A 22803-nucleotide genomic window follows, 5' to 3' on the forward strand; every position below is an offset into this window, starting at 1 on the left:
TGACCCCATGGTCAATCTGACGCGCATCTACACCAGGACCGGCGACCAGGGCACCACCGCCCTCGGCGACATGAGCCGCACCGCCAAGACCGATCTGCGGATCGCGGCGTACGCGGACGCCAACGAGGCCAACGCCGCGATCGGCACGGCGATCGCCCTCGGTCAGCTCGACGCGGAGGTCGTCAAGGTCCTGGTCCGGGTGCAGAACGACCTCTTCGACGTGGGCGCCGACCTCTCCACCCCCGTCGTCGAGGACCCGAAGTACCCGCCGCTGCGCGTCGAGCAGTCCTACATCGACAAGCTGGAGGCGGACTGCGACCGCTTCCTGGAGGAGCTGGAGAAGCTCCGCAGCTTCATCCTGCCGGGCGGCACGCCCGGCGCGGCGCTGCTGCACCAGGCGTGCACGGTGGTGCGGCGGGCCGAGCGCTCGACGTGGGCCGCCTTCGAGGTGCACGGCTCCGGTGCGCAGGACGGCAGCATGAACCCGCTCACCGCCACCTACCTCAACCGCCTCTCCGACCTGCTCTTCATCCTCGCCCGTACGGCGAACAAGGCGGTCGGCGACGTGCTGTGGGTGCCGGGCGGCGAGCGGTAGGGCCTCACGCACCGACGGGCGCCTTCTTCGGGAAGAGCGTGTACGTCGCGGCGATGATCAGGTTGATCCCGATCACCCACAGCATCCGCTGCTGCCACATCCGCAGCGAGGAGACCTCGCCGTCCCCGCCCACGTACCAGACCGCGCCCTGCAGCAGCGCCATGGCGATGAGGGCGGCGAGGACCCAGCGGGCGGCGATCTTCCACTCGTGGACGGCGCGGGCCGTGCCGTACTTCGGGGTCGAAGGGGCGGGGCCGCCCGCGAAGCGGTGGGCGACGCGGACGTCGACCCACTTGACCGTGTAGTGGCCGAGGGCGATCGAGTAGCCGATGTACACGGCGGCCAGGCCGTGCTTCCAGTCCGGCTCGGCGCCGTTCTTCAGGTCGATCGCGGTGACGACGAACAGCAGGACTTCGAGCAGCGGCTCGCACAGCAGCACGGCCACGCTCGCACGCGGCATCTTCGCCCAGTAGCGCAGGACGAGCCCGGCGGCCAGCAGCACCCAGAAGCCGGCCTCGCAGATGATGATCAGCGCGACGATCACGACGCTCTCCTCTCGTTCACCCCTCCAGACTTCCGTCGCACCGGGTCACGATCATCGTCGTCAGTGACGAAACGGCACTGCATCCTTCGATGTAGCGGGCGGTTCCTCCCCCAGGACCAGGCGTGGCACCACCCCACCGTGTTGGATGGACGCATGGCCCCGACCCTCCCCCGCCCGCAGCGCGTCGACGTGCAGATCGCCGTGGGCAGCCTGCTGTGCGGGCTCGCGCTGTGGGCGCTCGGCCTCGAGTCGCAGAGCGACCGGCCGCTGGGCACCCACTGGGCGCTGGTGCCGCTCCTCGTCCTGGCCGGGCTCGAACTGCTGCGCAGCAGCCGACCGCAGTTCGCCCTCGTCGTCGCCACCTTCGCGCTGGTGGCCGACCAGTTCACGGCGGGCAACCTCGCGTCGATCCTGATGTTCACGGACATCATGTACGCGGCCGTCGTCTACGGCACCCCGGCCGCCGCCCGGCGCATCCCGATCACCACCGGCCTCATCACCGTGGCCCTGACCATCGCCTTCCTCGCCTGGTGGCAGGACCCGCAGGCCGTCCTGCTCGGCGTGGCGACCGCGATCGTGGCCTTCACCCCGGCCGCCACCGGCGTCCTGGTGCGCAACCACCGCGAGGCGACGGCCGCGGCCAAGCTGCGGGCCGAACAGACCGCGCTGCTCGCCGAGATGGACCGCGTCCAGGCCGTCTCCGCCGAGCGCGCGCGGATGGCCCGCGAGCTGCACGACATGGTCGCGGGCCACCTCTCCGCGATCGCCATCCACTCCACCGCCGCGCTCTCCCTCGACGACCCGGCGACGAGCAGGGACGCGCTCGCCGTCATCCGCGAGAACAGCGTCGAGGGGCTCGCCGAGATGCGCCGCCTCATCGGCATCCTGCGCGACCAGAGCGGCGACCTGGAACCGGCGGCCGCGCCCACCCTGGAGGGCCTCGCCGCCCTGCTCGACGGCTTCCGCACCAACGGCCTCGACGTCGCACTCGACGACGCCCGCACCCCCGCGGGCCCCAAGCTGCCCGCGCCCGTGGAGCTCGCGGCCTACCGGATCGTGCAGGAGTCTCTGACGAACGCCCTCAAGCACGCCTCGCCCGGCGTCGTCACCGTCGCCATCGAGCAGCTGCCGCGCGCCCTGACGATCCGGGTGAGCAGCCCGTACGGCGATCGCTCGGGGCCCCGCGCGCCGGGCTCGGGAGCCGGGCTCGTCGGCATGCGCGAGCGCACCGAACTCCTCGGCGGCGCCTTCGCGTCGGGCCCCGAGAGCAGCCCCGACGGCAAGGTCTGGAACGTCTTCGCGACCCTGCCCGTCGACCCCGCGGACGAAGGAGCCAAGGAATGATCCGGGTGTTGGTCGCCGAAGACCAGTCGGCCGTGCGCGCGGGGCTGGTGCTGATCCTGCGCAGCGCCCCCGACATCGAGGTCGTCGGCGAGGCCGCGGACGGCGAGGAGGCCGTCGCGCTCGCCCGCGAACTCCGCCCCGACCTGGTCCTGATGGACATCCAGATGCCACGCATGGACGGGGTGGCGGCGACCCGGCAGGTCGTCGCCGAGCGGCTCGCCGACGTCCTGGTCCTGACCACCTTCGACCTCGACGCGTACGTGTTCGGTGCGCTGCGCGCGGGCGCCTCCGGCTTCCTCCTGAAGAACACCGAGGCGAAGGACCTCCTTGAGGGCGTCCGTACGGTGGCGCGCGGCGAGGGGCTCATCGCGCCGGCCGTCACCCGCCGGCTGATCGCCGAGTTCGGTGCCCCGTCGAGGGCCGTACGGGACGAGCACGCGCCGGACCCGGCCGTCCTCGACAGCCTCACCCGCCGCGAGCGCGAGGTGCTCTCCTGCATCGGCGAGGGCCTGTCGAACGCGGAGATCGCCGCCCGGCTCGCCATGGCGGAGGCGACGGTGAAGACGCACGTCAGCCGGATGCTCGGCAAGCTGGAACTGCGCAGCCGGGTCCAAGCCGCCGTACTGGCACAGGAGTTGGGCGTCTGACCGGCGCGGCCGGGATTCCGACCGGCGCGAACCGGCCACTGGTACAGACCTCTTGACCGATGGTCCAGACCTTTCTATTCTCACCGCACTGCGGTGAGCACTCCCCCACGTGTCCACGTGCTCACGGGCGGCGCAGGGTCCCAACCCCTCAGACCCCCCGGAACTCACCCGAGGAGCACTCGTGCGCTTCACTCACAGCACCGCACGCCCGAGAGTCGGATCCAGACACCGAGCCGTGGCGGCGGTCACCACACTGCTGCTCCCGCTCGCCACCCTGGTCGCCCTCGGCGGATCCGCCGAAGCCGCCCCGGACGCCGCACCCGCGGCCACCGCCACGTACGCCAAGACCCAGGACTGGGGCGGCGGCTTTGAGGGCAAGTGGACGATCAAGAACACCGGCACCACCACGATCAGCTCCTGGAACGTCGCCTGGGACTTCCCCTCCGACACCAAGGTGACCTCCGCCTGGGACGCCACCGTCACCAACTCCGGCACCCGCTGGAGTGCCAAGAACGTCGGCTGGAACGGGACGCTCGCCCCCGGCGCCTCGGTCTCCTTCGGGTTCAACGGCAGCGGTCCCGGCGCCCCCTCCAAGTGCGAGCTGAACGGCGCGAGCTGTGACGGCGGCAGCGTCCCCGGCGACAACCCGCCGAGCGCACCCGGCACCCCGACCGCGTCCGGCATCACCGACACCTCGGTCAAGCTCGACTGGAAGGCCGCCACCGACGACAAGGGCGTCAAGAACTACGACGTCCTGCGCGACGGCGCCAAGGTCGCCACGGTCACCGGCACCTCGTACGGCGACACCGGACTGACCGCCGGCACCGACTACTCGTACACCGTCCAGGCCCGTGACACCGCCGACCAGACGGGTCCCGCGAGCGGCGCCGTCAAGGTCCGCACCACGGGCGGCGGCGGCCCCGACCCCGAGCCCGGCGACAAGGTCAAGCTCGGCTACTTCACCGAGTGGGGCGTCTACCAGCGCAACTACCACGCGAAGAACATCGCGACCTCCGGCTCTGCGGACAAGATCACGCACATCAACTACAGCTTCGGCAACGTCCAGGGCGGCAAGTGCACCATGGGCGACTCCTACGCGGCGATCGACAAGGCCTACACCGCCGACCAGAGCGTCGACGGCGTCGCCGACACCTGGGACCAGCCGCTGCGCGGCAACTTCAACCAGCTGCGCAAGCTCAAGGCCAAGTACCCGAACGTCAAGATCCTCTGGTCCTTCGGCGGCTGGACCTGGTCCGGCGGCTTCACCGACGCCATGAAGAACCCGGCGGCGTTCGCCAAGTCCTGCCACGACCTGGTCGAGGACCCGCGCTGGGCCGACGTCTTCGACGGCATCGACCTGGACTGGGAGTACCCGAACGCCTGCGGGCTGTCCTGCGACACCAGCGGTCCGGCCGTCTTCAAGAACATGATGCAGGCCTTCCGCTCCGAGTTCGGCTCGAAGAGCCTGGTCACCGCCGCGATCTCCGCGGACGGCTCGGACGGCGGCAAGCTGGACGCGGCCGACTACGGCGGCGCCTCGCAGTACGCCGACTGGTACAACGTGATGACGTACGACTTCTTCGGCGCGTGGGACGCCAAGGGCCCGACGGCCCCGCACTCCCCGCTCACGTCCTACCCGGGCATCCCGAAGGAGGGCTTCAACTCCGCCGCCGCCATCGCCAAGCTGAAGGCGAAGGGCGTCCCCTCGGCCAAGCTCCTGCTCGGCATCGGCTTCTACGGCCGCGGGTGGACGGGTGTCACCCAGAAGGAGCCGGGCGGCACGGCCACCGGCGCGGCGCCCGGGACGTACGAGGCGGGCATCGAGGACTACAAGGTCCTCAAGAACTCCTGCCCGTCCAACGGCACGGTGGCCGGGACCGCGTATGCCCACTGCGGCACCAACTGGTGGTCCTACGACACCCCCGCGACGGTGCGGGCGAAGATGACGTGGGCCAAGCAGCAGGGGCTCGGCGGCGCGTTCTTCTGGGAGTTCAGCGGCGACACCTCCAACGGTGAGTTGGTGTCCGCCATCAACGACGGTCTGAAGTAACCGTCCCCGATACGAAGCCGGGAAGACGGGATCGCCCCCTGTCTTCCCGGCTTCTTCATGTCACGCCACGTTGACGCGTTGCCCTGGCGGCGCCGCCTCCAGCCAGGCCAGGAAACCCGTCAGGGCGTCCTCGCTCATCGCCAGTTCCAGGCGGGAGCCACGGTGCAGGCAGCCGAGGACGATCGCGTCGGAGAGCAGGGCCAGCTCCTCCTCGCCGTCCGGCGCGCGCCGGTCCACGACCTCGATGGCCGAACGCTCCAGGACCCGGCGGGGCCGCGGCGCGTACGAGAAGACGCGGTACCACTCGACCCGGTCGCCGTTGTAGCGGGCGACCCCGTACCCCCAGCCCTTGCCGGACGTGTCCCCCTTCTCCGGGGCGTTCCAGCGCAGGCTGCAGTCGAAGGTGCCGCCGGAGCGCTGGATCAGCCGGCGCCGCAGTCCGAAGACGAAGAGCCCCACCAACACCAGCACGATCAAAGCAAGTCCGCACACGAGCAGAGTGAGGATCATCGGCACCGACCTCCTCGCCTCTACCGTCGGCCGAAGGGCCGACAACGGACCAACACATTGCACCCGCATTGCCTCAGCCGCGACCCGGTCCGGAATGTTCCCGGACCTGGCCGCGGCTGAGTCACGTTACGCCGCGCGCGCTGAGGTCAGCGCGTCGCCGCACGCAGTCGGACGTCGGCACGCCGCTCGGCGGAGGCGTCGGCCTCCGACTTCGCGCGCTCCAGCGCCCGCTCCGCGCGCTGGACGTCGATCTCGTCGGAGAGCTCCGCGATCTCGGCCAGCAGCGACAGCTTGTCGTCCGCGAAGGAGATGAATCCTCCGTGGACAGCGGCGACGACCGTGCCGCCGTCGCTCGTACGAATGGTCACCGGGCCCGATTCCAGCACACCGAGCAGCGGCTGGTGACCGGGCATGACGCCGATGTCGCCGGACGTGGTGCGCGCGACGACCAGGGTGGCCTCACCGGACCAGACACTGCGGTCCGCTGCGACCAGCTCGACATGCAGCTCAGCAGCCAAGGGTGGCTCCTCGGGTCACCACCCGGCGGCTTCGCCGGGTGTTGGGTCAAATTCTAGTGGGCGTACGGAGAGGGGCGGGACACGGCCCCTGCGCGGGGTGTCCCCGCCCCTCTCCGGATCGAGCGAAAGCTCAGGAGACGCCGAGCTCCTTGGCGTTCTTCTTGAGGTCCTCGAGACCACCGCACATGAAGAAGGCCTGCTCGGGGAAGTGGTCGTACTCGCCGTCGCAGATGGCGTTGAAGGCCGTGATCGACTCGTCGAGGGAGACGTCCGAGCCGTCCACGCCGGTGAACTGCTTGGCGGCGTGGGTGTTCTGCGACAGGAAGCGCTCCACGCGACGGGCACGGGCGACGACGAGCTTGTCCTCTTCGCTGAGCTCGTCGATGCCGAGGATCGCGATGATGTCCTGGAGGTCCTTGTACTTCTGGAGGATCCCCTTGACACGCATGGCGGTGTTGTAGTGGTCCTGCGCGATGTAGCGCGGGTCCAGGATGCGGGACGTGGAGTCCAGCGGGTCCACGGCCGGGTAGATGCCCTTCTCGGAGATCGGACGGGAAAGCACCGTCGTCGCGTCGAGGTGGGCGAACGTGGTGGCCGGGGCCGGGTCGGTCAGGTCGTCCGCGGGGACGTAGATCGCCTGCATCGAGGTGATCGAGTGACCACGGGTCGACGTGATGCGCTCCTGGAGGAGACCCATCTCGTCGGCCAGGTTCGGCTGGTAACCCACCGCGGACGGCATACGGCCGAGCAGGGTCGAGACCTCGGAACCGGCCTGCGTGAAGCGGAAGATGTTGTCGATGAAGAACAGCACGTCCTGCTTCTGCACATCGCGGAAGTACTCCGCCATGGTCAGACCGGCCAGGGCGACACGCAGACGCGTGCCCGGCGGCTCGTCCATCTGGCCGAAGACCAGCGCGGTCTTGTCCAGAACGCCGGCTTCCTCCATCTCGACCATGAGGTCGTTGCCCTCACGGGTGCGCTCGCCGACACCGGCGAAGACGGAGACACCGTCGTGCAGCTTGGCCACACGGACGATCATTTCCTGGATCAGCACGGTCTTGCCGACACCGGCACCACCGAACAGACCGATCTTTCCACCCTTGACGTACGGGGTGAGAAGGTCGACGACCTTCAGGCCGGTCTCGAACATCTCGGTCTTGGACTCGAGCTGGTCGAAGGCCGGGGCCTTGCGGTGGATCGTCCAGCGCTCGGCGTCGGCGACCGTGGACGGGTCGTCGTTCAGGACCTCGCCGAGGGTGTTGAACACACGGCCCTTGGTCACGTCGCCGACCGGCACCGAGATGCCCTTGCCGGTGTCGGTGACGGGCGCCTGGCGGACCAGGCCGTCGGTGGGCTGCATCGAGATCGCGCGGACCACGCCGTCACCCAGGTGCTGGGCGACCTCGAGGGTCAGCGTCTTCTTCGCGCCCGGCGTGGCCGGGTCGTCGACCTGGGCGTGCAGCGCGTTGTAGATCTCCGGCATCGCGTCGACGGGGAACTCCACGTCGACGACCGGGCCGATGACCCGGGCGACGCGGCCCGTGGCAACGGCCGTCTCAACAGTGGTCGTCATTACTTGTCACTCCCCGCGGTCGCGTCGGCCAGGGCTGCTGTGCCGCCGACGATCTCGCTGATTTCCTGGGTGATTTCGGCCTGGCGGGCCGCGTTGGCAAGCCGGGAGAGGCTGTTGATCAGATCCCCGGCGTTGTCGGTCGCCGACTTCATCGCGCGGCGCGTGGCGGCGTGCTTGGAGGCAGCCGACTGGAGCATCGCGTTGTAGATTCGGCTCTCGACGTAGCGCGGCAGCAGGGCGTCGAGGACGTCCTCCGCCGACGGCTCGAAGTCGTACAGCGGAAGAAGCTCACCCTTGGTGGGCGACTCCTCCGCGACGTCCTCGAGGCTGAGCGGCAGCAGCCGGCCGTCGATGGCCGTCTGCGTCATCATCGAGATGAACTCGGTGTAGACGATGTGGATCTCGTCCACGCCGCCCTCCGCCGTCTCCTTCTCGATGGCCTCGATCAGCGGCACCGCGACCTTCTTGGCATCCGCGTACGTGGGCTCATCGGTGAAGCCCGACCACGACTCCGCGACCTTGCGCTCGCGGAAGTTGTAGTGGGACAGACCGCGGCGGCCGACGATGTACGTGTCGACCTCCTTGCCCTCGGCCTCGAGACGCTCGGTGAGCTGCTCCGCGGCCTTGATGGCGTTGGAGTTGAAGGCGCCGGCCAGTCCGCGGTCGCTCGTGAGGAGCAGAACCGCGGAACGGGTCGCCGTCTCCGCCTCGGTCGTCAGCGGGTGCTTCGTGTTCGAACCAGTGCCGACCGCCGTGACCGCGCGGGTGAGCTCGGTCGCGTACGGCGTGGAGGCCGCCACCTTGCGCTGCGCCTTGACGACGCGCGAGGCGGCGATCATCTCCATCGCCTTCGTGATCTTCTTGGTCGCGGTGACGGATCGGATGCGACGCTTGTAGACCCGGAGCTGGGCTCCCATGAGTCAGGTCCCTTCCTTACGTCACTTGGCGGCGGCCGGAGCGTCCTCGCCGAGAAGCTTCCCGTCCGAGGTCTCGAACTGCTTCTTGAACTCCGCGATGGCGTCGCCGACGGCCTGCAGGGTGTCGTCCGACATCTTGCCGCCCTCCTTGATGGAGGTCATGAGGCCCTGCTCCTTGCGGTGCAGGTACTCGAGGAGCTCGCGCTCGAAGCGGCGGATGTCCTTGACGGGCACCTCGTCCATGCGGCCCGTCGTACCGGCCCACACGGAGACGACCTGGTCCTCGGTCGCCATCGGCTCGTACTGCGGCTGCTTGAGCAGCTCGACCATGCGCTGGCCGCGCTCGAGCTGGGCCTTGGACGCCGCGTCCAGGTCGGAACCGAAGGCGGCGAACGCCTCCAGCTCACGGAACTGGGCGAGGTCCACGCGCAGGCGTCCGGAGACCTGCTTCATCGCCTTGTGCTGCGCGGAACCACCGACTCGGGAGACGGAGATACCGACGTTCAGCGCGGGGCGCTGACCGGCGTTGAAGAGGTCCGACTCCAGGAAGCACTGGCCGTCGGTGATGGAGATGACGTTGGTCGGGATGAACGCCGACACGTCGTTCGCCTTGGTCTCGACGATCGGCAGACCGGTCATCGAGCCCTTGCCCAGCTCGTCCGAGAGCTTCGCGCAGCGCTCGAGCAGACGCGAGTGCAGGTAGAAGACGTCACCCGGGTAGGCCTCGCGCCCCGGCGGGCGGCGGAGCAGCAGGGACACGGCGCGGTAGGCGTCGGCCTGCTTGGAGAGGTCGTCGAAGATGATGAGGACGTGCTTGCCCTCGTACATCCACTGCTGGCCGATGGCCGAACCGGTGTACGGCGCCAGGTACTTGAAGCCGGCCGGGTCGGACGCCGGGGCGGCGACGATGGTCGTGTACTCCAGCGCGCCGGCCTCTTCGAGGGCACCGCGCACGGAGGCGATGGTGGAGCCCTTCTGACCGATGGCGACGTAGATGCAGCGCACCTGCTTGTTCACGTCGCCCGAGCGCCAGTTGTCGCGCTGGTTGATGATCGTGTCGACGGCCAGGGCGGTCTTGCCGGTCTGACGGTCACCGATGATCAGCTGACGCTGGCCACGGCCGATCGGGGTCATCGCGTCGACGGCCTTGTAGCCGGTCTCCATCGGCTCGTGCACCGACTTGCGCTGCATGACCGTGGGGGCCTGCAGCTCGAGGGCGCGACGTCCGCTGGTCTCGATCTCGCCGAGGCCGTCGATCGGGGTGCCGAGCGGGTCGACGACGCGGCCGAGGTAGCCCTCGCCCACGGCGACGGAGAGCACCTCACCGGTGCGCTGCACCGGCTGGCCCTCCTCGATACCGCTGAACTCGCCGAGGACGACGGCGCCGATCTCGCGCTCTTCGAGGTTCAGCGCGAGGCCGAGGGTGCCGTCCTCGAACTTCAGCAGCTCGTTCGCCATCGCCGAGGGCAGGCCCTCGACCTTGGCAATACCGTCGCCGGCGACGGTGACCGTACCGACCTCCTCGCGCGAGGCCGCGTCCGGCTTGTACGCCTGGACAAAGTTCTCCAGCGCGTCCCGGATCTCCTCCGGCCGGATCGTGAGCTCCGCCATCTGGGTTCCCTGCTCTCCTTGTTGGGCCCGAAGTTTTCTTGGGGGGTCTGGGGTCAGCCCCCAGGAATCCTCTGCACGGCCCAACTAGGGCCGTAGGTCGTGCTTGTTGTCTTAACTGCCGGCCATGCGGCGACCGGCCTCCGCGATGCGGTCCGCGACGCTGCCGTTGATGACCTCGTCGCCCACCTGGACCGTGATCCCGCCGAGGACCTCGGGGTCCACGTCGAGGTTCAGGTGCATCGGACGTCCGTACACCTTGGCCAGGACGGCGCCGAGACGCTCCTTCTGCCGGTCCGAGAGCGGAACGGCGGAAGTGACGACGGCGACCATGCGGTTGCGGCGGTCCGCGGCCAGCTTGGAGAGGGACTCCAGTCCCTCTTCCAGGCTACGTCCACGCGGCGCGGTCACCAGGCGCTCGATCAGCCGCTCCGTGACGTCCTCGGCGCGGCCGCCGAGCAGGCTGCGCAGCAGCTCGCTCTTGGCCGAACCGGTCGCGGCGCGGTCGGTCAGCGCGGCCCGCAGGCCGGTGCTCGAGGCGACGATCCGGCCGAACCGGAACAGCTCGTCCTCGACGTTGTCCAGCGCGCCCGCCTTCTGCGCACCGGTCAGGTCGGCGAGGTTGGCGAGCTCCTCGATGGCGTCCACCAGGTCACGCGACTGCGACCAGCGCGAGCGCACCATGCCGGCCACCAGGTCGGCGGCCTCGCCGCCCACCTGCCCGGACAGCAGGCGTCCCGCGAGCTCGGCCTTGGCCTCGCCGGACTGCGCCGGGTCGGTCAGGACCCGACGCAGCGAGACCTCGCGGGCGAACAGGGCCGTGACGGCCGCCAGCTCGTCCGCGAGCCGCTTGGCGTCGACCGAGGTGCTGTCCGTCAGCGCGTCGAGGCGCTCGCGCGCGGCGGCCAGGGCCTCGCGGCTCGCTCCGTGCGCTGTCATCGAGCAGCCTCGGCCTTCTCCTCGAGCTCGTCGAGGAAACGGTCGATCGTGCGGCTCTGCCGGGCGTGGTCCTCGAGGGACTCGCCGACGAGCTTGCCGGCCAGGTCGGTGGCCAGCTGGCCGACGTCCTGACGCAGCGCCTGCGCGGCGGCCTTGCGGTCGGCCTCGATCTGGGCGTGCCCGGCGGCGACGATCTCCTCGCGCTGACGCTGGCCCTCGGCCCGCATCTCGGCGATGAGCTGGGCGCCCTGCTCCTGCGCCTCCTGGCGCAGACGCGCGGCCTCGTGCCGGGCCTCGGCGAGCTGAGCCTTGTACTGCTCAAGAACGCTCTGGGCCTCGGTCTGCGCGGCCTCGGCCTTCTCGATACCGCCTTCGATCGCCTCCCGGCGCTCGTCCAGAACCTTGTTGATGTTCGGGAGGAGCTTCTTCCAGAAGAAGAAGAAGACGATGGCGAAGGCGATGGCGCCGACGAGCAGCTCGGGGCCCGGCGGAATGAGCGGGTTCTGCTCCTCCGCGTGCTCGGCCGCCTGCTGTACCAGGTTGGCGATCACATCATTGCCTTTCGTCGAACGGGACTAATCGTCTCGGGCGATCAGGAGCCGTAGACGAACGGCATGACGATGCCGATGAGGGCGAGCGCCTCACAGAAGGCGAAGCCGAGGATCTGGTTGGCACGGATCAGACCGGCAGCTTCGGGCTGACGGGCGAGGGCCTCGGTGCCCTTACCGAAGACAATGCCGACACCGATGCCGGGGCCAATGGCCGCGAGGCCGTAGCCGATGGAGCCGAGGGCCTTGATGTCACCCTGGAGGGCGGCGAGCTCGAGAGTCGCGGACATGCCGTTACTTCCTTCTCTTTCATGGACCGGTGGGGGTTGGCCACCGGGCGCTTAGGGGGTGGTGGGAGGGCGTCAGTGGTTCTCGGCGAGAGCGCCCTGGATGTACGAGCAGGCGAGGAGCACGAAGACGTACGCCTGGACAGCCTGCACGAAAAGCTCAAAGACGATCATGGCCATGGTCATCACGAAGGAGACACCGGCGGCCGGGATCAGCCAGCTGTTCAGCAGGTACCAGGAGGCGACGGTGAACATCACCAGCATCAGGTGACCGGCGAACATGTTGGCGAAGAGTCGCACCGCGTGCGTGAAGGGACGCACCAGCAGGTTCGAGAAGAACTCGATGAACGACACGAGCCACTTGATCGGGCCGAGCGAGTTGTCGAATCCCGTGATGTTCTTCCAACCACCCACGAAGCCGTGCTTCTTGAAGGTGAGCGGGACCCACACCAGGTAGACGACCGCCGCGAGCACCGCGGGGTAGGCGATGATCGACGAGACCGGGAACTGGGTCAGCGGAATCACGGACCAGATGTTCATGATCCAGATGAAGAAGAACAGGGAGACCATGAGCGGGACGTACTTCTCGCCGTCCTTCTTGCCCATCGTCTCGTAGACGATCCCGCGTCGAACGAAGTCGTAGCCGGCCTCGCCCATCATCTGCACCTTGCCCGGGACCATCTTGGCCTTGCCGAACGCGATGTAGAAGAACGTGACTACGACGAGGGTGGTCAACAGGGCGAGCAGCATCACCTTGTTGAGCTCGATCCCACCGACGGTGGCGAACGGCTTGAAGAGGAACGAGTGCAGGCCCGGAGCCGGGAAGCCACAGCCGTTGTCGGACATGATCCGACAGCTCCAGTCAAAGGCGAGCTCAGTTTGGTCAGCACTCACCGCGGGCTCCTTCGGCGTGACGCATAGGTACGGCAACCTCGTTGTCGTGTCGGCGCGGCGCGCAGCCGCGGGTCGGCACCGGACTGGTGTTTCGGAAGTGTGAGCGGCATTCAGGCATCGAGCCTCGCGATCGTGCAGGCGTCAGCTCAGATGCCCGCGCCCGCAGTGCCGCAGTTGGCACCGGACGATAGCAGCATCTCGAACGGGCATTTATCCCGCCCCTACCCCTCACGTCGAAGACCCCGACTTCTCCGGCTTGTCCTTATTGACGGACTCACTGCCGGAGTCGGGTTCCACGTAAAGGATCTTGGCTTTCATGTGCGCCCGGGCTTGAGCGGCCATCCACACGACGGTCGCTGCCACGAGTGCCGCAGCGAAAGCCCTCGGATTGAAGAGGGTGGTGTCCTTGAACAAGCCCATGAAGAGGAGCAGCAGCAACAGTTGGGCGACGTAGAGCATCATGCCCATCGCCTGAAAAAGCTGCGGAAGCGATTTTGCCGTCCGCTGCAGGACGAACATCCCGAGCCCCATGAACGTGATCACGACCAGCGTGCCGACAACAGCCCCGATGACCCCCTTGCCCCCAGCGACCACACCACTGACCACGGCGACGATCGCGCCGACGGCAGCCGTGGGCACGGCGGACTGGAGGAGAGTTCGGGTGTCTTGAGACGGCATGGCGGCGCTCCGCTTACTGATGGGGGCAGGGTGTCGTCATGGACGAGCGTAGACCCGGGTCGAGAGGGTCCCTCGGGCCAATCGACCGTCGCACTACGGTCCTTCGGCTCTATCCCGGGATCTCGTGAACCGTATCACAAACTATTTGATGAGGTCTTTACCTGCTGGGTGTGCTCACTGTCACACATGAGAGGTAATCCGCGCGTCTGTGCATCTGAAGCGGCAAGTTGTCTGGTATTGAGGCGATTTCGAACGGGGCGTCAACGTGACGTTCGGACGTCCCACCGGTTCTAGAGGTGGGAACGTTCGCCGACCGCAGTCGCTCCGTTGACGCCCGCGGAGACCGGAGTCTTCTGATCCGGGTCACTCGCGTCGCGTCCTTCCCCCACCGTCTCATCCGTCGCGTCGGCCTCGTGCGCCGCCCCGTCCACGTCCTGTGCCGCCGCCCGGCGACGCCGGTACCGCGGCGGCACGAAGTTCTCGGCCCAGCGCGGGGTGCGCGGGGTGAAGCGCGGCAGCAGGAGCAGCACGAGACCGAGCCCGCTGAACGCGACGATGAGGAGCAGGATCCACACGCTCGTCGAGTGCACCGAGTACGCGACGGTGCCGAAGGCGATGAGCGCCGACCAGAAGTACATGATCAGCACCGCGCGGCTGTGCGAGTGGCCGATCTGCAGGAGCCGGTGGTGGAGGTGGCCGCGGTCGGCGGCGAACGGCGACTTGCCGTTCCAGGTGCGCCGGACGATCGCGAGGACCAGGTCGGCGAAGGGGATCGCGATGATCGTGAGCGGCATCAGGAGCGGGATGAAGACCGGCAGCATCGCGTGCGTGGCGTCGCGGCCGCCGCCGAAGTTCAGCCTCATCGTGTCCGGGTCGACCTGGCCGGTGACGGAGATGGCGCCGGCCGCGAGGACGAGACCGATGAGCATCGAGCCGGAGTCGCCCATGAAGATCCGGGCGGGGTGCATGTTGTGCGGCAGGAAGCCCAGGCACATGCCCATGAGGATGGCGGCGAAGAGCGTGGCGGGCGCCGCGGCCTCGATGCCGTAGCCGTACCAGATCCGGTAGGCGTACATGAAGGACGCGGCGGAGGCGATGCAGACCATGCCCGCCGCGAGGCCGTCGAGGCCGTCGACGAAGTTGACGGCGTTGATGGTGATGACGACGAGCGCCACCGTCAGGAGCGTGCCCTGGCCCGAGGTCAGCGAGACCGTGCCGACGCCGGGGACCGGGATCCACAGGATCGTCAGGCCCTGCATGACCATGACGCCCGCGGCGATCATCTGGCCGCCGAGCTTGATCAGGGCGTCGATCTCGAACTTGTCGTCGAGGACACCGATCAGCCAGATCAGCGCGGCTCCGGAGAGCAGCGCGCGCGGCTCGTTGGAGTTCTCGAAGACGGTGTTCAGGTTCGGCAGGTGGTCCGCGACCAGCAGGCCCGCGCAGAGCCCGAAGAACATCGCGATGCCCCCGAGCCGGGGCGTGGGCTCCCGGTGCACGTCACGAGCGCGGATCTCCGGCATGGCGCCGGCCACGATCGCGAACTTCCGCACCGGGCCGGTCAGCAGGTAGGTCACCGCGGCCGTGATGCAGAGCGTCAGGAGGTATTCACGCACGGGCTTCCCCACAGGTCTCGCTGGCCATCTCGGCTCACAGCCTAGTGGCGTGAGCCTTGCGATCGTGTCGCCTCACATTCTCGCCATGCCTCGCCTTCACCAGAAGACGAGGGGTCTAACGCCCTTGGTCGCCGCAGCCCGACGCCGTCACCGGCGTGCGCTCGAGATGCCACCAGCCGAAGTCCGGCGGGCGCCACGCCCGACGACCGGTGAGATGTCGCCAAGGTTCTCGCGGCGCCACCGGCGCCGCAAGCGGACTGTCCCACTTCACAAGGACTCGACCTGCCTCTTCTTGATCGCTCCCGACGCCTTCAAACGTCAAGCGGGAATTCCCGCAAGGATCATTCAAGACATTGCGCAAAAGGTTCGCGTTTCAAGCAGCTTTAATTCGTTGAGTGTCTCCTCTTGAGCGCGATAGAAAGAAAACACAAACGGGGGCAAGGGCAATGTGGAACTAATTGCTCGACGCCTTCTCTTTTCCTCTGACCAAGGAGAAAAATGCGTAAGGCCATTGGCATCGCTGCAGCAGCAGCGATGATTGCGGGAACCGTGGGACTCGCGGCCCCGGCGACAGCTGATGACGCGGATGCCCCTAGCCGCGCCGGGTCCGTCACGGTGCAGGACTCCGATACTTCCGCCGACGGGGCTGATGCCCAGCGGCTGAGGTGTGGCGGCACCATCAAGCGGCTGCACGACGGCCCGGGGCCGTGGGGCAACAAGCGCTGGAACATCTACTACAAGAACTGCGGCAGCCGCACGGTGAAGCGGAAGGTCGACATCAAATTCGCGGCCGACCTCTCCTGCAAGAAGGTCAAGCCGCACAAGACGGTCAAGTGGTACCACGAAACGGGCCACTTCGGCCCGGACACCCCGCGCAAGGTGAAGGGCTGCTGAGGTCCGACGCGATATAGGGCGGGTCGGCCTGGGTGAATTACAGGCCGACCCGTCTTTTTTTGCGGGCACGACAATTACCGGAAGGCCTCACTGCGGGTACGGCGGAAATCTTCCCACCAGTTCGCGTACCTCTTCTCGTACGTTCGCGTTCTCGCGCACCGCCGCGACCAGCAGGGCCGCCGCCCGGGTCAGCTCCGTGGCCGTCATGCCCTGGGTCGTGACCGCCGCCGTGCCCAGGCGCAGGCCCCGTTCCCTCGGCTCGCCGTGCGGCAGGGCGCAGGTGTCCAGGACGATGCCGGACGCCGCGAGGCGGCCGCGGGCCGTGTGTGCGTCCACGCCGAGGGGCGTGGGGTCGGCCAGGATCAGATGTGTGTCCGTGCCGCCGGTGGTGATCGTGAAGCCGCCCGCGGCCAGTTCCCCGGCCAGGATCCGCGCGTTCGCGACCACCTGATGGGCGTACGCCGTGAAGGCCGGTGTCGCCGCCTCGCCGAACGCCACGGCCTTAGCCGCGATCGTGTGCATCTGCGCGCCGCCCTGGGTGAACGGGAAGACCGCGCGGTCGATCCGCTCCGCGAGGTCCGCGCCGCACAGCAGCAGACCGCCGCGCGGACCGCGCAGCACCTTGTGCGTGGTGGCGCAGACGACGTCGGCGTGCGGCACGGGGCTGGGCGCCGCTCCCCCGGCGACGAGGCCCATGGGGTGCGCGGCGTCGGCGATGAGGTACGCGCCCACGTCGTCGGCGATCTCCCGGAAGGCCGCGTAGTCGATGTGCCGCGGGTAGGAGATCGAGCCGCACACCAGGGCCTTGGGGCGGTGGGCGCGGGCCAGGGCGTGCACCTGGTCGTAGTCGATGAGGCCGCTCTCGGGGTCCACGCCGTAGCCGACGAAGTCGAACCACCGGCCGGAGAAGTTCGCGGGCGAGCCGTGCGTGAGGTGGCCGCCGTACGGCAGGCCCATCGCCAGGACGGTGTCGCCGGGTCGCAGCAGCGCGGCGTACGCGGCGAGCACCGCGGAGGACCCGGAGTGCGCCTGCACGTTGGCGTGCTCGGCGCCGAACAGCGCCTTGGCGCGGTCGACGGCGATCCGCTCGGCGGCGTCGACCAGCTCGCAGCCGCCGTGGTGCCGGGCGCCCGGGTAGCCCTCGGCGTACTTGTTGGCGAGGGGGGAGCCGAGCGCGGTGAGGACCGCGGTCGAGGTGAAGTTCTCGGCGGCGATCAGCTGCAGCGCGTCGGACTGCCGGGCGACCTCGCCGGCGATGATCTCGGCGAGCTCGGGGTCCTGCCGGCGCAGCGCGTCGAGGTCCGTGTACGCCGCGGGGGCGGTGGGTGCGGTGCTGACCGTCATCGTGGGCTCCGGGCCTCGCAGGGGTGACCTCAGATCCAATGTAGGCCTGCGCGGGCGGGTGCGCGCGGGGCCGCGGCTACCTGTGTGCGCCCACCCCGGTCAGCGCCGTCACCACCGGGTCGAGGGCCTGGTTGATCTCGTCGCCCACCGACCGGAAGAACGGCAACGGGGCGCCGTACGGGTCGTACACCTCGTCGGCCTCCACGCTCGGCGCGAGCAGCCAGCCGCGCAGCGCCGCGGCGGCCCGCACCAGGGCGCGGGCGCGCTCCACCACGCCGTTGCCGTCCGGCTCCGGCAGGGTCGTCGGGTCTATGGCCCGTACGAGGCGGGTGAACTCCTTGAGCGTGAACGTGCGCAGGCCGGCCGAGTGCCCCATGGAGATGACCTGCGCGCGGTGGTCGCGGGTCGCGGTGAGGACCAGGTCGGCGCGGATGACGTGGTCGTCGAGGAGCTCGCGGCCCATGAAGCCGGTGGGGTCCGCGCCGAAGTCGGCGAGGACCTGCTCGGCGTTGGTCTCCATCGGGGCGCCCTCGTGGCCCCAGGTGCCCGCGCTCTCCACGATCAGGCCGCCGGTGAGCGGGTCGCCGAGGCGGTCGGCCAGGGCGTGCCGGGTCAGCCGCTCGGTGATCGGCGAGCGGCAGACGTTGCCGGTGCTGACGTGGAGGATGCGGAAGGAGCCCGCGGATCCCGGGAAGCCCGCTATGCCACGCCCCGTCTCAGGGGCTGTCAATTCGCCACCTCGAGGTCGGGTACCACCTTGCGCAGCTCGTCCGCGTCGAGCGCGCCCGCGCGGAGCAGCACCGGCACCTTGCCCGTGACGTCGACGATCGACGACGGGACGATGCCGGGGGTGCGGCCGCCGTCCAGGTAGACGGAGACGGAGTCGCCGAGCATCTCCTGCGCGGCGTCGCAGTCCTCGGGGGCGGGGTGTCCCGTGAGGTTGGCCGAGGAGACGGCCATCGGGCCGACCTCGGTGAGCAGCTCGATGGCGACGGGGTGCAGCGGCATCCGGATGGCGACGGTGCCGCGGGTGTCGCCGAGGTCCCACTGCAGGGAGGGCTGCTGCTTGGCGACGAGGGTCAGGGCGCCGGGCCAGAAGGCGTCGACGAGCTCCCAGGCCATCTCGGAGAAGTCGGTGACCAGGCCGTGCAGCGTGTTGGGCGAGCCGATCAGGACGGGGGTGGGCATGTTGCGGCCGCGGCCCTTGGCGTCCAGCAGGTCGGCGCAGGCCTCCGGGGTGAAGGCGTCGGCGCCGATGCCGTAGACGGTGTCCGTGGGCAGCACGACCAGCTCGCCACGGCGGACGGCGGACGCGGCCTCGCGCAGACCGGTCGTACGGTCGGTCGCGTCGTTGGTGTCGTATCGCCGTGCCATTAGTCCGGACTCCTCACTGAAACGTACTGCTGACGTGACGTGTTGGTGCTCACGGCATCGCCTTGCGGGCGGTCGCGAAGCGCGGGCGGTTGTTCAGGTCGGGGTGGTCGGCCGCGTCGGCCCAGCCCCGCTCCTCCGTGAAGATCCACGGGACCTGGCCGCCCTGGGTGTCGGCGTGCTCGATGACGACGACCCCGCCGGGGCGCAGCAGCCGGTGGGCGGTGCGCTCGATGCCGCGGATCAGCTCCAGGCCGTCCTCGCCGGAGAAGAGCGCCAGCTGCGGGTCGTAGTCGCGGGCCTCGGGGGCGACGTACTCCCACTCGGTGAGCGGGATGTACGGAGGGTTGGAGATGACGAGGTCGACCTGGCCATCGAGCTCCGGGAAGGCCTCCCTGGCGTCTCCCTGGCGGAGCTTGACCCTGGACCCCTCGACGTTCTTCCGCGTCCACGTGAGGGCGTCCTCGGACAGCTCCACGGCGTGCACCCGCGAGCGCGGCACCTCCTGTGCCATGGCGAGGGCGATGGCGCCGGATCCGGTGCACAGGTCGACGATGAGCGGTTCGACGACGTCCATCGCGCGGACGGCGTCTATGGCCCACCCGACGACGGACTCGGTCTCCGGGCGCGGCACGAAGACGCCGGGTCCGATCTGCAGCTCCAGATAGCGGAAGAAGGCCCGCCCGGTGATGTGCTGCAGCGGCTCGCGGGCCTCGCGGCGCGCGATCGTCTCCCAGTAGCGGGCGTCGAAGTCGGAATCCTTGACGGAGTGCAGCTCGCCCCGCTTCACGCCGTGCACGAAGGCGGCGAGCTCCTCCGCGTCGTTGCGCGGCGAGGGCACGCCGGCGTCGGCCAGCCGCTGGGTGGCCTGGGCCACTTCCGCGAGCAGCAGGTTCACGCTGGTCCTCCGGGGGCGGTCGTGAAGGGGGCGTACGGCGGGGGTGCCTTACGCGGCGGCGAGCTTGGCGGCGGAGTCGGCGTCGACGCAGGCCTGGATCACCGGGTCGAGTTCACCGTCGAGCACCTGGTCCAAGTTGTACGCCTTGAAGCCGACGCGGTGGTCCGAGATCCGGTTTTCCGGGAAGTTGTACGTGCGGATCTTCTCGGAGCGGTCGACGGTGCGGACCTGGCTGCGGCGGGCGTCGGCGGCCTTGCTCTCCGCCTCCTCCTGCGCGGCGGCGAGCAGCCTGGAACGCAGGATGCGCATGGCCTGCTCCTTGTTCTGCAGCTGGCTCTTCTCGTTCTGGCAGGAGGCGACGACGCCGGTCGGCACGTGGGTGATGCGCACGGCGGAGTCGGTGGTGTTGACGGACTGGCCGCCGGGTCCCGAGGAGCGGTAGACGTCGATGCGCAGGTCGTTGGCGTGGATCTCGACGTCGATCTCCTCGGCCTCGGGCGTCACCAGGACACCGGCGGCGGAGGTGTGGATGCGCCCCTGGGACTCGGTGGAGGGCACGCGCTGCACGCGGTGCACGCCGCCCTCGTACTTCAGTCGCGCCCAGACGCCCTGGCCGGGTTCGGTCGCGCCGTTGCCGCCCTTGGTCTTCACGGCGACCTGGACGTCCTTGTAGCCGCCGAGCTCGGACTCGGTGGAGTCGATGATCTCGGTCTTCCAGCCGATGCGCTCCGCGTACCGCAGGTACATGCGCAGCAGGTCGCCGGCGAAGAGGGCCGACTCGTCGCCGCCCGCGCCCGCCTTGATCTCCAGGATGACGTCCTTGTCGTCGGACGGGTCCCGGGGCACGAGCAGCAGCCGCAGCTTCTCGGTGATCTCCTCGCGCTGCCGTTCCAGGTCCTTGACCTCGGCGGCGAAGTCGGGGTCGTCGGCGGCGAACTCGCGCGCCGTCTCGATGTCGTCCCCGGTCTGCTTCCAGGAGCGGTACGTCGCGACGATCGGGGTCAGCTCGGCGTAGCGCTTGTTGAGCTTGCGCGCGTTGGCCTGGTCGGCGTGGACCGACGGGTCGGCGAGCTTCTTCTCGAGATCGGCGTGTTCGCCGATCAGTTCCTCGACCGCCTCGAACATTCGGGGGCTCCTGGTTTTCTGCGCGGTGGTTCTACGCGAATCGGCTGCGGGACGGCAAAAGCGCCGGTCCCGGCCACCCCCTCCCGAGGGCGGCCGATGACCGGCGCAGTGGCTCGCTACTTCTTGGCAGCCGCAGCCTTGCCGAAGCGGGCCTCGAAGCGGGCCACGCGGCCACCGGTGTCGAGGATCTTCTGCTTGCCCGTGTAGAACGGGTGGCACTCGGAGCAGACCTCGGCACGGACGGTGCCGCTCGGGATCGTGCTGCGGGTGGTGAACTCCGCGCCGCAGGTGCAGCTGACCTGGGTCTCGAAGTACTCGGGGTGGATGTCGCGCTTCAAGGTGTCTCCTAGTTTCGGGAGGGCGCCGGGTCGTACGTGCGGATTGCTCGTACGTGAACCGGGGCCGACGTACCAGTCTGCCAGGACCGGCCGTATCTCCCAAAACCGGGGTAGGTGCCGATCTATTCCCCGGGAGCCCGCACGGGCCGCGCACCGGGCCCCGCGCCGCCGCTCAGCCGCCGGCGACCACGTCGCCCGCGTCGCCCTTGTCGCCCGCGGACTGGTCGGTGGCGGACTTGGGGATGGGCCTGTCGGCCCTGAGGGCGTCCCAGACCTCCTGGTCGGCCTTCTCCAGGGGCAGCACGCGGTTGGGGTCGTTCGGGTCGTACTGGATGGGCAGCGTGACCATCTTCATGTCGCCGGCGCCGATGCCCTTGAGGCCGTTCGCGAAGCTCGCGAGGGACTTGACGTCGTTGAGGTCGGAGTCGGTGGTGATGGCGCTGGTCGCGTCGTTCGCGAGGTCGTACATCTTCTTCGGGCTGCTGAAGACGCCGACGTCCTTGACCTGGTCGAGGAGGGCCTTGATGAACGCCTGCTGGAGCTGGATGCGGCCGAGGTCGCTGCCGTCGCCGACGCCGTGCCGGGTGCGGACCAGGCCGAGGGCCTGCTCGCCGGTGAGCGAGTGCTTGCCGGCGTCCAGGTCGAGGTGGCTGTCCTTGTCGTGGATGGCCTTCTTCGTGGTGATGTCGACGCCGCCCAGGGTGTCGATGAGCTTCTTGAAGCCCGTGAAGTCGACCTCGAGGTAGTGGTCCATCCTGATGCCGGACATCTTCTCGACGGTCTTGACGGCGCAGGCGGGCCCGCCGACCTCGTACGCCGTGTTGAACATCTGCCGCTGACCGCCCGGGTCGGTCCTGTCCTCGTCGGTCTTGCACGAGGGCCGGGATATGAGGGTGTCGCGGGGTATGGAGACGATGCTGGCCTTCTTGTGGCCCTTGTAGACGTGCACGATCATCGCCGTGTCCGAGCGTGCCGCGCCCTCGTCCTTGCCGTACTTGGCGTTGTCGCCGGAGCGCGAGTCGGAGCCGAGGACGAGGATGTCCTGCGAGCCGTTGTCGACGTCCGCGGGGCGGTCGGTGCCGAGCGCGGAGTTGATGTCGACGCCGTTGATGTTGCCGTTGAGCTTGAAGTACAGGAACCCCGCGCCCACTCCCCCGAGGACGACCACCGAGGCCGCGGTCCAGGCCGTGGCGACGAGGACCTTGTTGCGCCGACGGGGCTTGCGGCGCCGGCCGCCACCGCCGCCGCGGGAGCGCCTGGGCTTCGCGTCGTCCGTACCCGCGGGCGTGCTCTCGTCGGTCATGCGCTCCTCAGTCCTCGTCGGTCGGTTACCCCCTGCTTTCAGGGCCAGGTAGCGGTGTCTCGTCACTTGTCAGACGGCGAAACCGCTTGAAGGGTTGCACAGCGGACTGTGCGCGCCCCGGGCACCACCGGTGACTGCCCGTGTTCCCCTGCCCCTCGATTTCAGGCCTCACCTGCGGCTTTTTCTGCCACCGGGCTACGGGCCGTGACCGTGAGAATCTCTTATGCGTGTGGCCAACGTCTCTCCCGGCCCCCACGCACCA

The 22803-nt window shown here is 69.1% G+C and carries 24 protein-coding genes; 5 read left to right on the top strand and 19 right to left on the bottom strand.

What is annotated here, in order from left to right; genetic code table 11:
• Positions 1–7: 7 nt before the first annotated feature.
• Positions 8–595: a cob(I)yrinic acid a,c-diamide adenosyltransferase gene (locus tag ACZ6CV_RS05265; protein WP_469249692.1), complete on the top strand. Its 588-nt coding sequence runs from the start codon at positions 8–10 to the stop codon at positions 593–595.
• A 4-nt stretch (positions 596–599) separates the two neighbouring features.
• Here the strand turns inward: ACZ6CV_RS05265 and ACZ6CV_RS05270 are convergent, their stop codons facing one another.
• Positions 600–1139: a hypothetical protein gene (locus tag ACZ6CV_RS05270; protein ID WP_469249693.1), complete on the bottom strand. Its 540-nt coding sequence runs from the start codon at positions 1137–1139 to the stop codon at positions 600–602.
• Positions 1140–1292: 153 nt separating this feature from the next.
• Between ACZ6CV_RS05270 and ACZ6CV_RS05275 the strand changes: the two genes are divergently transcribed.
• The 3 genes from ACZ6CV_RS05275 to ACZ6CV_RS05285 all read left to right on the top strand — a co-directional run bounded on the left by ACZ6CV_RS05275 (position 1293) and on the right by ACZ6CV_RS05285 (position 5180).
• Positions 1293–2483 carry a sensor histidine kinase gene (locus ACZ6CV_RS05275; RefSeq protein WP_469249694.1) on the top strand — a complete coding sequence of 397 codons (1191 nt, stop codon included), beginning with the start codon at positions 1293–1295 and terminating at the stop codon, positions 2481–2483.
• Entirely contained in the window at positions 2480–3130 is a 651-nt protein-coding gene (locus ACZ6CV_RS05280) for a response regulator (RefSeq protein ID WP_469249695.1), read from the top strand. Before ACZ6CV_RS05275 ends, ACZ6CV_RS05280 begins: the two co-directional genes overlap by 4 nt.
• A 235-nt stretch (positions 3131–3365) precedes the next feature.
• On the top strand, positions 3366–5180 hold the full coding sequence (locus ACZ6CV_RS05285) for a glycosyl hydrolase family 18 protein (RefSeq protein WP_469249696.1): 1815 nt from the start codon (positions 3366–3368) through the stop codon (positions 5178–5180).
• Between the two features lie 60 nt (positions 5181–5240).
• Here the strand turns inward: ACZ6CV_RS05285 and ACZ6CV_RS05290 are convergent, their stop codons facing one another.
• From ACZ6CV_RS05290 to ACZ6CV_RS05340, 11 genes are all read right to left on the bottom strand, one after another.
• Positions 5241–5690: a DUF2550 domain-containing protein gene (locus ACZ6CV_RS05290; protein ID WP_355802778.1), complete on the bottom strand. Its 450-nt coding sequence runs from the start codon at positions 5688–5690 to the stop codon at positions 5241–5243.
• A 146-nt stretch (positions 5691–5836) separates the two neighbouring features.
• Positions 5837–6208, bottom strand: coding sequence for a F0F1 ATP synthase subunit epsilon (locus tag ACZ6CV_RS05295; protein ID WP_355802780.1), 372 nt, complete (start codon positions 6206–6208; stop codon positions 5837–5839).
• A gap of 130 nt (positions 6209–6338) precedes the next feature.
• On the bottom strand, positions 6339–7781 hold the full coding sequence (gene atpD, locus ACZ6CV_RS05300) for a F0F1 ATP synthase subunit beta (RefSeq protein WP_469249697.1): 1443 nt from the start codon (positions 7779–7781) through the stop codon (positions 6339–6341).
• Positions 7781–8698, bottom strand: coding sequence for a F0F1 ATP synthase subunit gamma (locus tag ACZ6CV_RS05305; protein ID WP_355802783.1), 918 nt, complete (start codon positions 8696–8698; stop codon positions 7781–7783). Before ACZ6CV_RS05305 ends, atpD begins: the two co-directional genes overlap by 1 nt.
• 21 nt (positions 8699–8719) lie before the next feature.
• Positions 8720–10309, bottom strand: a complete 1590-nt coding sequence (atpA, locus tag ACZ6CV_RS05310; RefSeq protein ID WP_355802785.1) for a F0F1 ATP synthase subunit alpha — start codon at positions 10307–10309, stop codon at positions 8720–8722.
• A gap of 111 nt (positions 10310–10420) precedes the next feature.
• Positions 10421–11245, bottom strand: coding sequence for a F0F1 ATP synthase subunit delta (locus ACZ6CV_RS05315; RefSeq protein WP_469249698.1), 825 nt, complete (start codon positions 11243–11245; stop codon positions 10421–10423).
• Positions 11242–11796 (bottom strand): F0F1 ATP synthase subunit B, encoded by a 555-nt coding sequence (locus ACZ6CV_RS05320; protein ID WP_469249699.1) that lies wholly within the window; start codon positions 11794–11796, stop codon positions 11242–11244. The genes ACZ6CV_RS05315 and ACZ6CV_RS05320 overlap by 4 nt, the downstream gene beginning before the upstream one ends.
• Positions 11797–11837: 41 nt before the next feature.
• Complete coding sequence (gene atpE / locus ACZ6CV_RS05325; RefSeq protein ID WP_016643250.1) at positions 11838–12083, bottom strand: ATP synthase F0 subunit C; 246 nt, start codon at positions 12081–12083, stop codon at positions 11838–11840.
• A gap of 72 nt (positions 12084–12155) precedes the next feature.
• Positions 12156–12926 (bottom strand): F0F1 ATP synthase subunit A, encoded by a 771-nt coding sequence (atpB, locus tag ACZ6CV_RS05330; protein ID WP_469250278.1) that lies wholly within the window; start codon positions 12924–12926, stop codon positions 12156–12158.
• 276 nt (positions 12927–13202) lie between these two features.
• On the bottom strand, positions 13203–13652 hold the full coding sequence (locus ACZ6CV_RS05335; RefSeq protein ID WP_469249700.1) for a hypothetical protein: 450 nt from the start codon (positions 13650–13652) through the stop codon (positions 13203–13205).
• A 290-nt stretch (positions 13653–13942) separates the two neighbouring features.
• Positions 13943–15268 carry an MraY family glycosyltransferase gene (locus ACZ6CV_RS05340; protein ID WP_469249701.1) on the bottom strand — a complete coding sequence of 442 codons (1326 nt, stop codon included), beginning with the start codon at positions 15266–15268 and terminating at the stop codon, positions 13943–13945.
• A gap of 498 nt (positions 15269–15766) precedes the next feature.
• Between ACZ6CV_RS05340 and ACZ6CV_RS05345 the strand changes: the two genes are divergently transcribed.
• Positions 15767–16162, top strand: coding sequence for a hypothetical protein (locus ACZ6CV_RS05345; RefSeq protein ID WP_469249702.1), 396 nt, complete (start codon positions 15767–15769; stop codon positions 16160–16162).
• An 87-nt stretch (positions 16163–16249) separates the two neighbouring features.
• Here the strand turns inward: ACZ6CV_RS05345 and ACZ6CV_RS05350 are convergent, their stop codons facing one another.
• From ACZ6CV_RS05350 to ACZ6CV_RS05380, 7 genes are all read right to left on the bottom strand, one after another.
• The gene (locus tag ACZ6CV_RS05350) at positions 16250–17506 is read right to left on the bottom strand and encodes a serine hydroxymethyltransferase (protein WP_469249703.1); all 1257 of its coding nucleotides are present in this window, start codon (positions 17504–17506) and stop codon (positions 16250–16252) included.
• A gap of 76 nt (positions 17507–17582) precedes the next feature.
• Positions 17583–18236, bottom strand: coding sequence for an arsenate reductase/protein-tyrosine-phosphatase family protein (locus ACZ6CV_RS05355; protein ID WP_355802796.1), 654 nt, complete (start codon positions 18234–18236; stop codon positions 17583–17585).
• On the bottom strand, positions 18233–18880 hold the full coding sequence (locus tag ACZ6CV_RS05360) for an L-threonylcarbamoyladenylate synthase (protein ID WP_355802798.1): 648 nt from the start codon (positions 18878–18880) through the stop codon (positions 18233–18235). The genes ACZ6CV_RS05355 and ACZ6CV_RS05360 overlap by 4 nt, the downstream gene beginning before the upstream one ends.
• A gap of 49 nt (positions 18881–18929) precedes the next feature.
• A complete protein-coding gene (gene prmC, locus ACZ6CV_RS05365) occupies positions 18930–19775 on the bottom strand; it encodes a peptide chain release factor N(5)-glutamine methyltransferase (protein ID WP_469249704.1) in 846 nt (281 codons plus the stop codon).
• 48 nt (positions 19776–19823) lie between these two features.
• Positions 19824–20900 carry a peptide chain release factor 1 gene (prfA, locus tag ACZ6CV_RS05370; protein ID WP_355802801.1) on the bottom strand — a complete coding sequence of 359 codons (1077 nt, stop codon included), beginning with the start codon at positions 20898–20900 and terminating at the stop codon, positions 19824–19826.
• 116 nt (positions 20901–21016) lie between these two features.
• Positions 21017–21238 carry a 50S ribosomal protein L31 gene (rpmE, locus tag ACZ6CV_RS05375; RefSeq protein WP_355802802.1) on the bottom strand — a complete coding sequence of 74 codons (222 nt, stop codon included), beginning with the start codon at positions 21236–21238 and terminating at the stop codon, positions 21017–21019.
• Positions 21239–21410: 172 nt separating this feature from the next.
• Positions 21411–22541, bottom strand: a complete 1131-nt coding sequence (locus ACZ6CV_RS05380; RefSeq protein WP_469249705.1) for an LCP family protein — start codon at positions 22539–22541, stop codon at positions 21411–21413.
• Positions 22542–22803: the final 262 nt, after the last annotated feature.

The organism is Streptomyces sp. NPDC041713, from assembly GCF_055591085.1.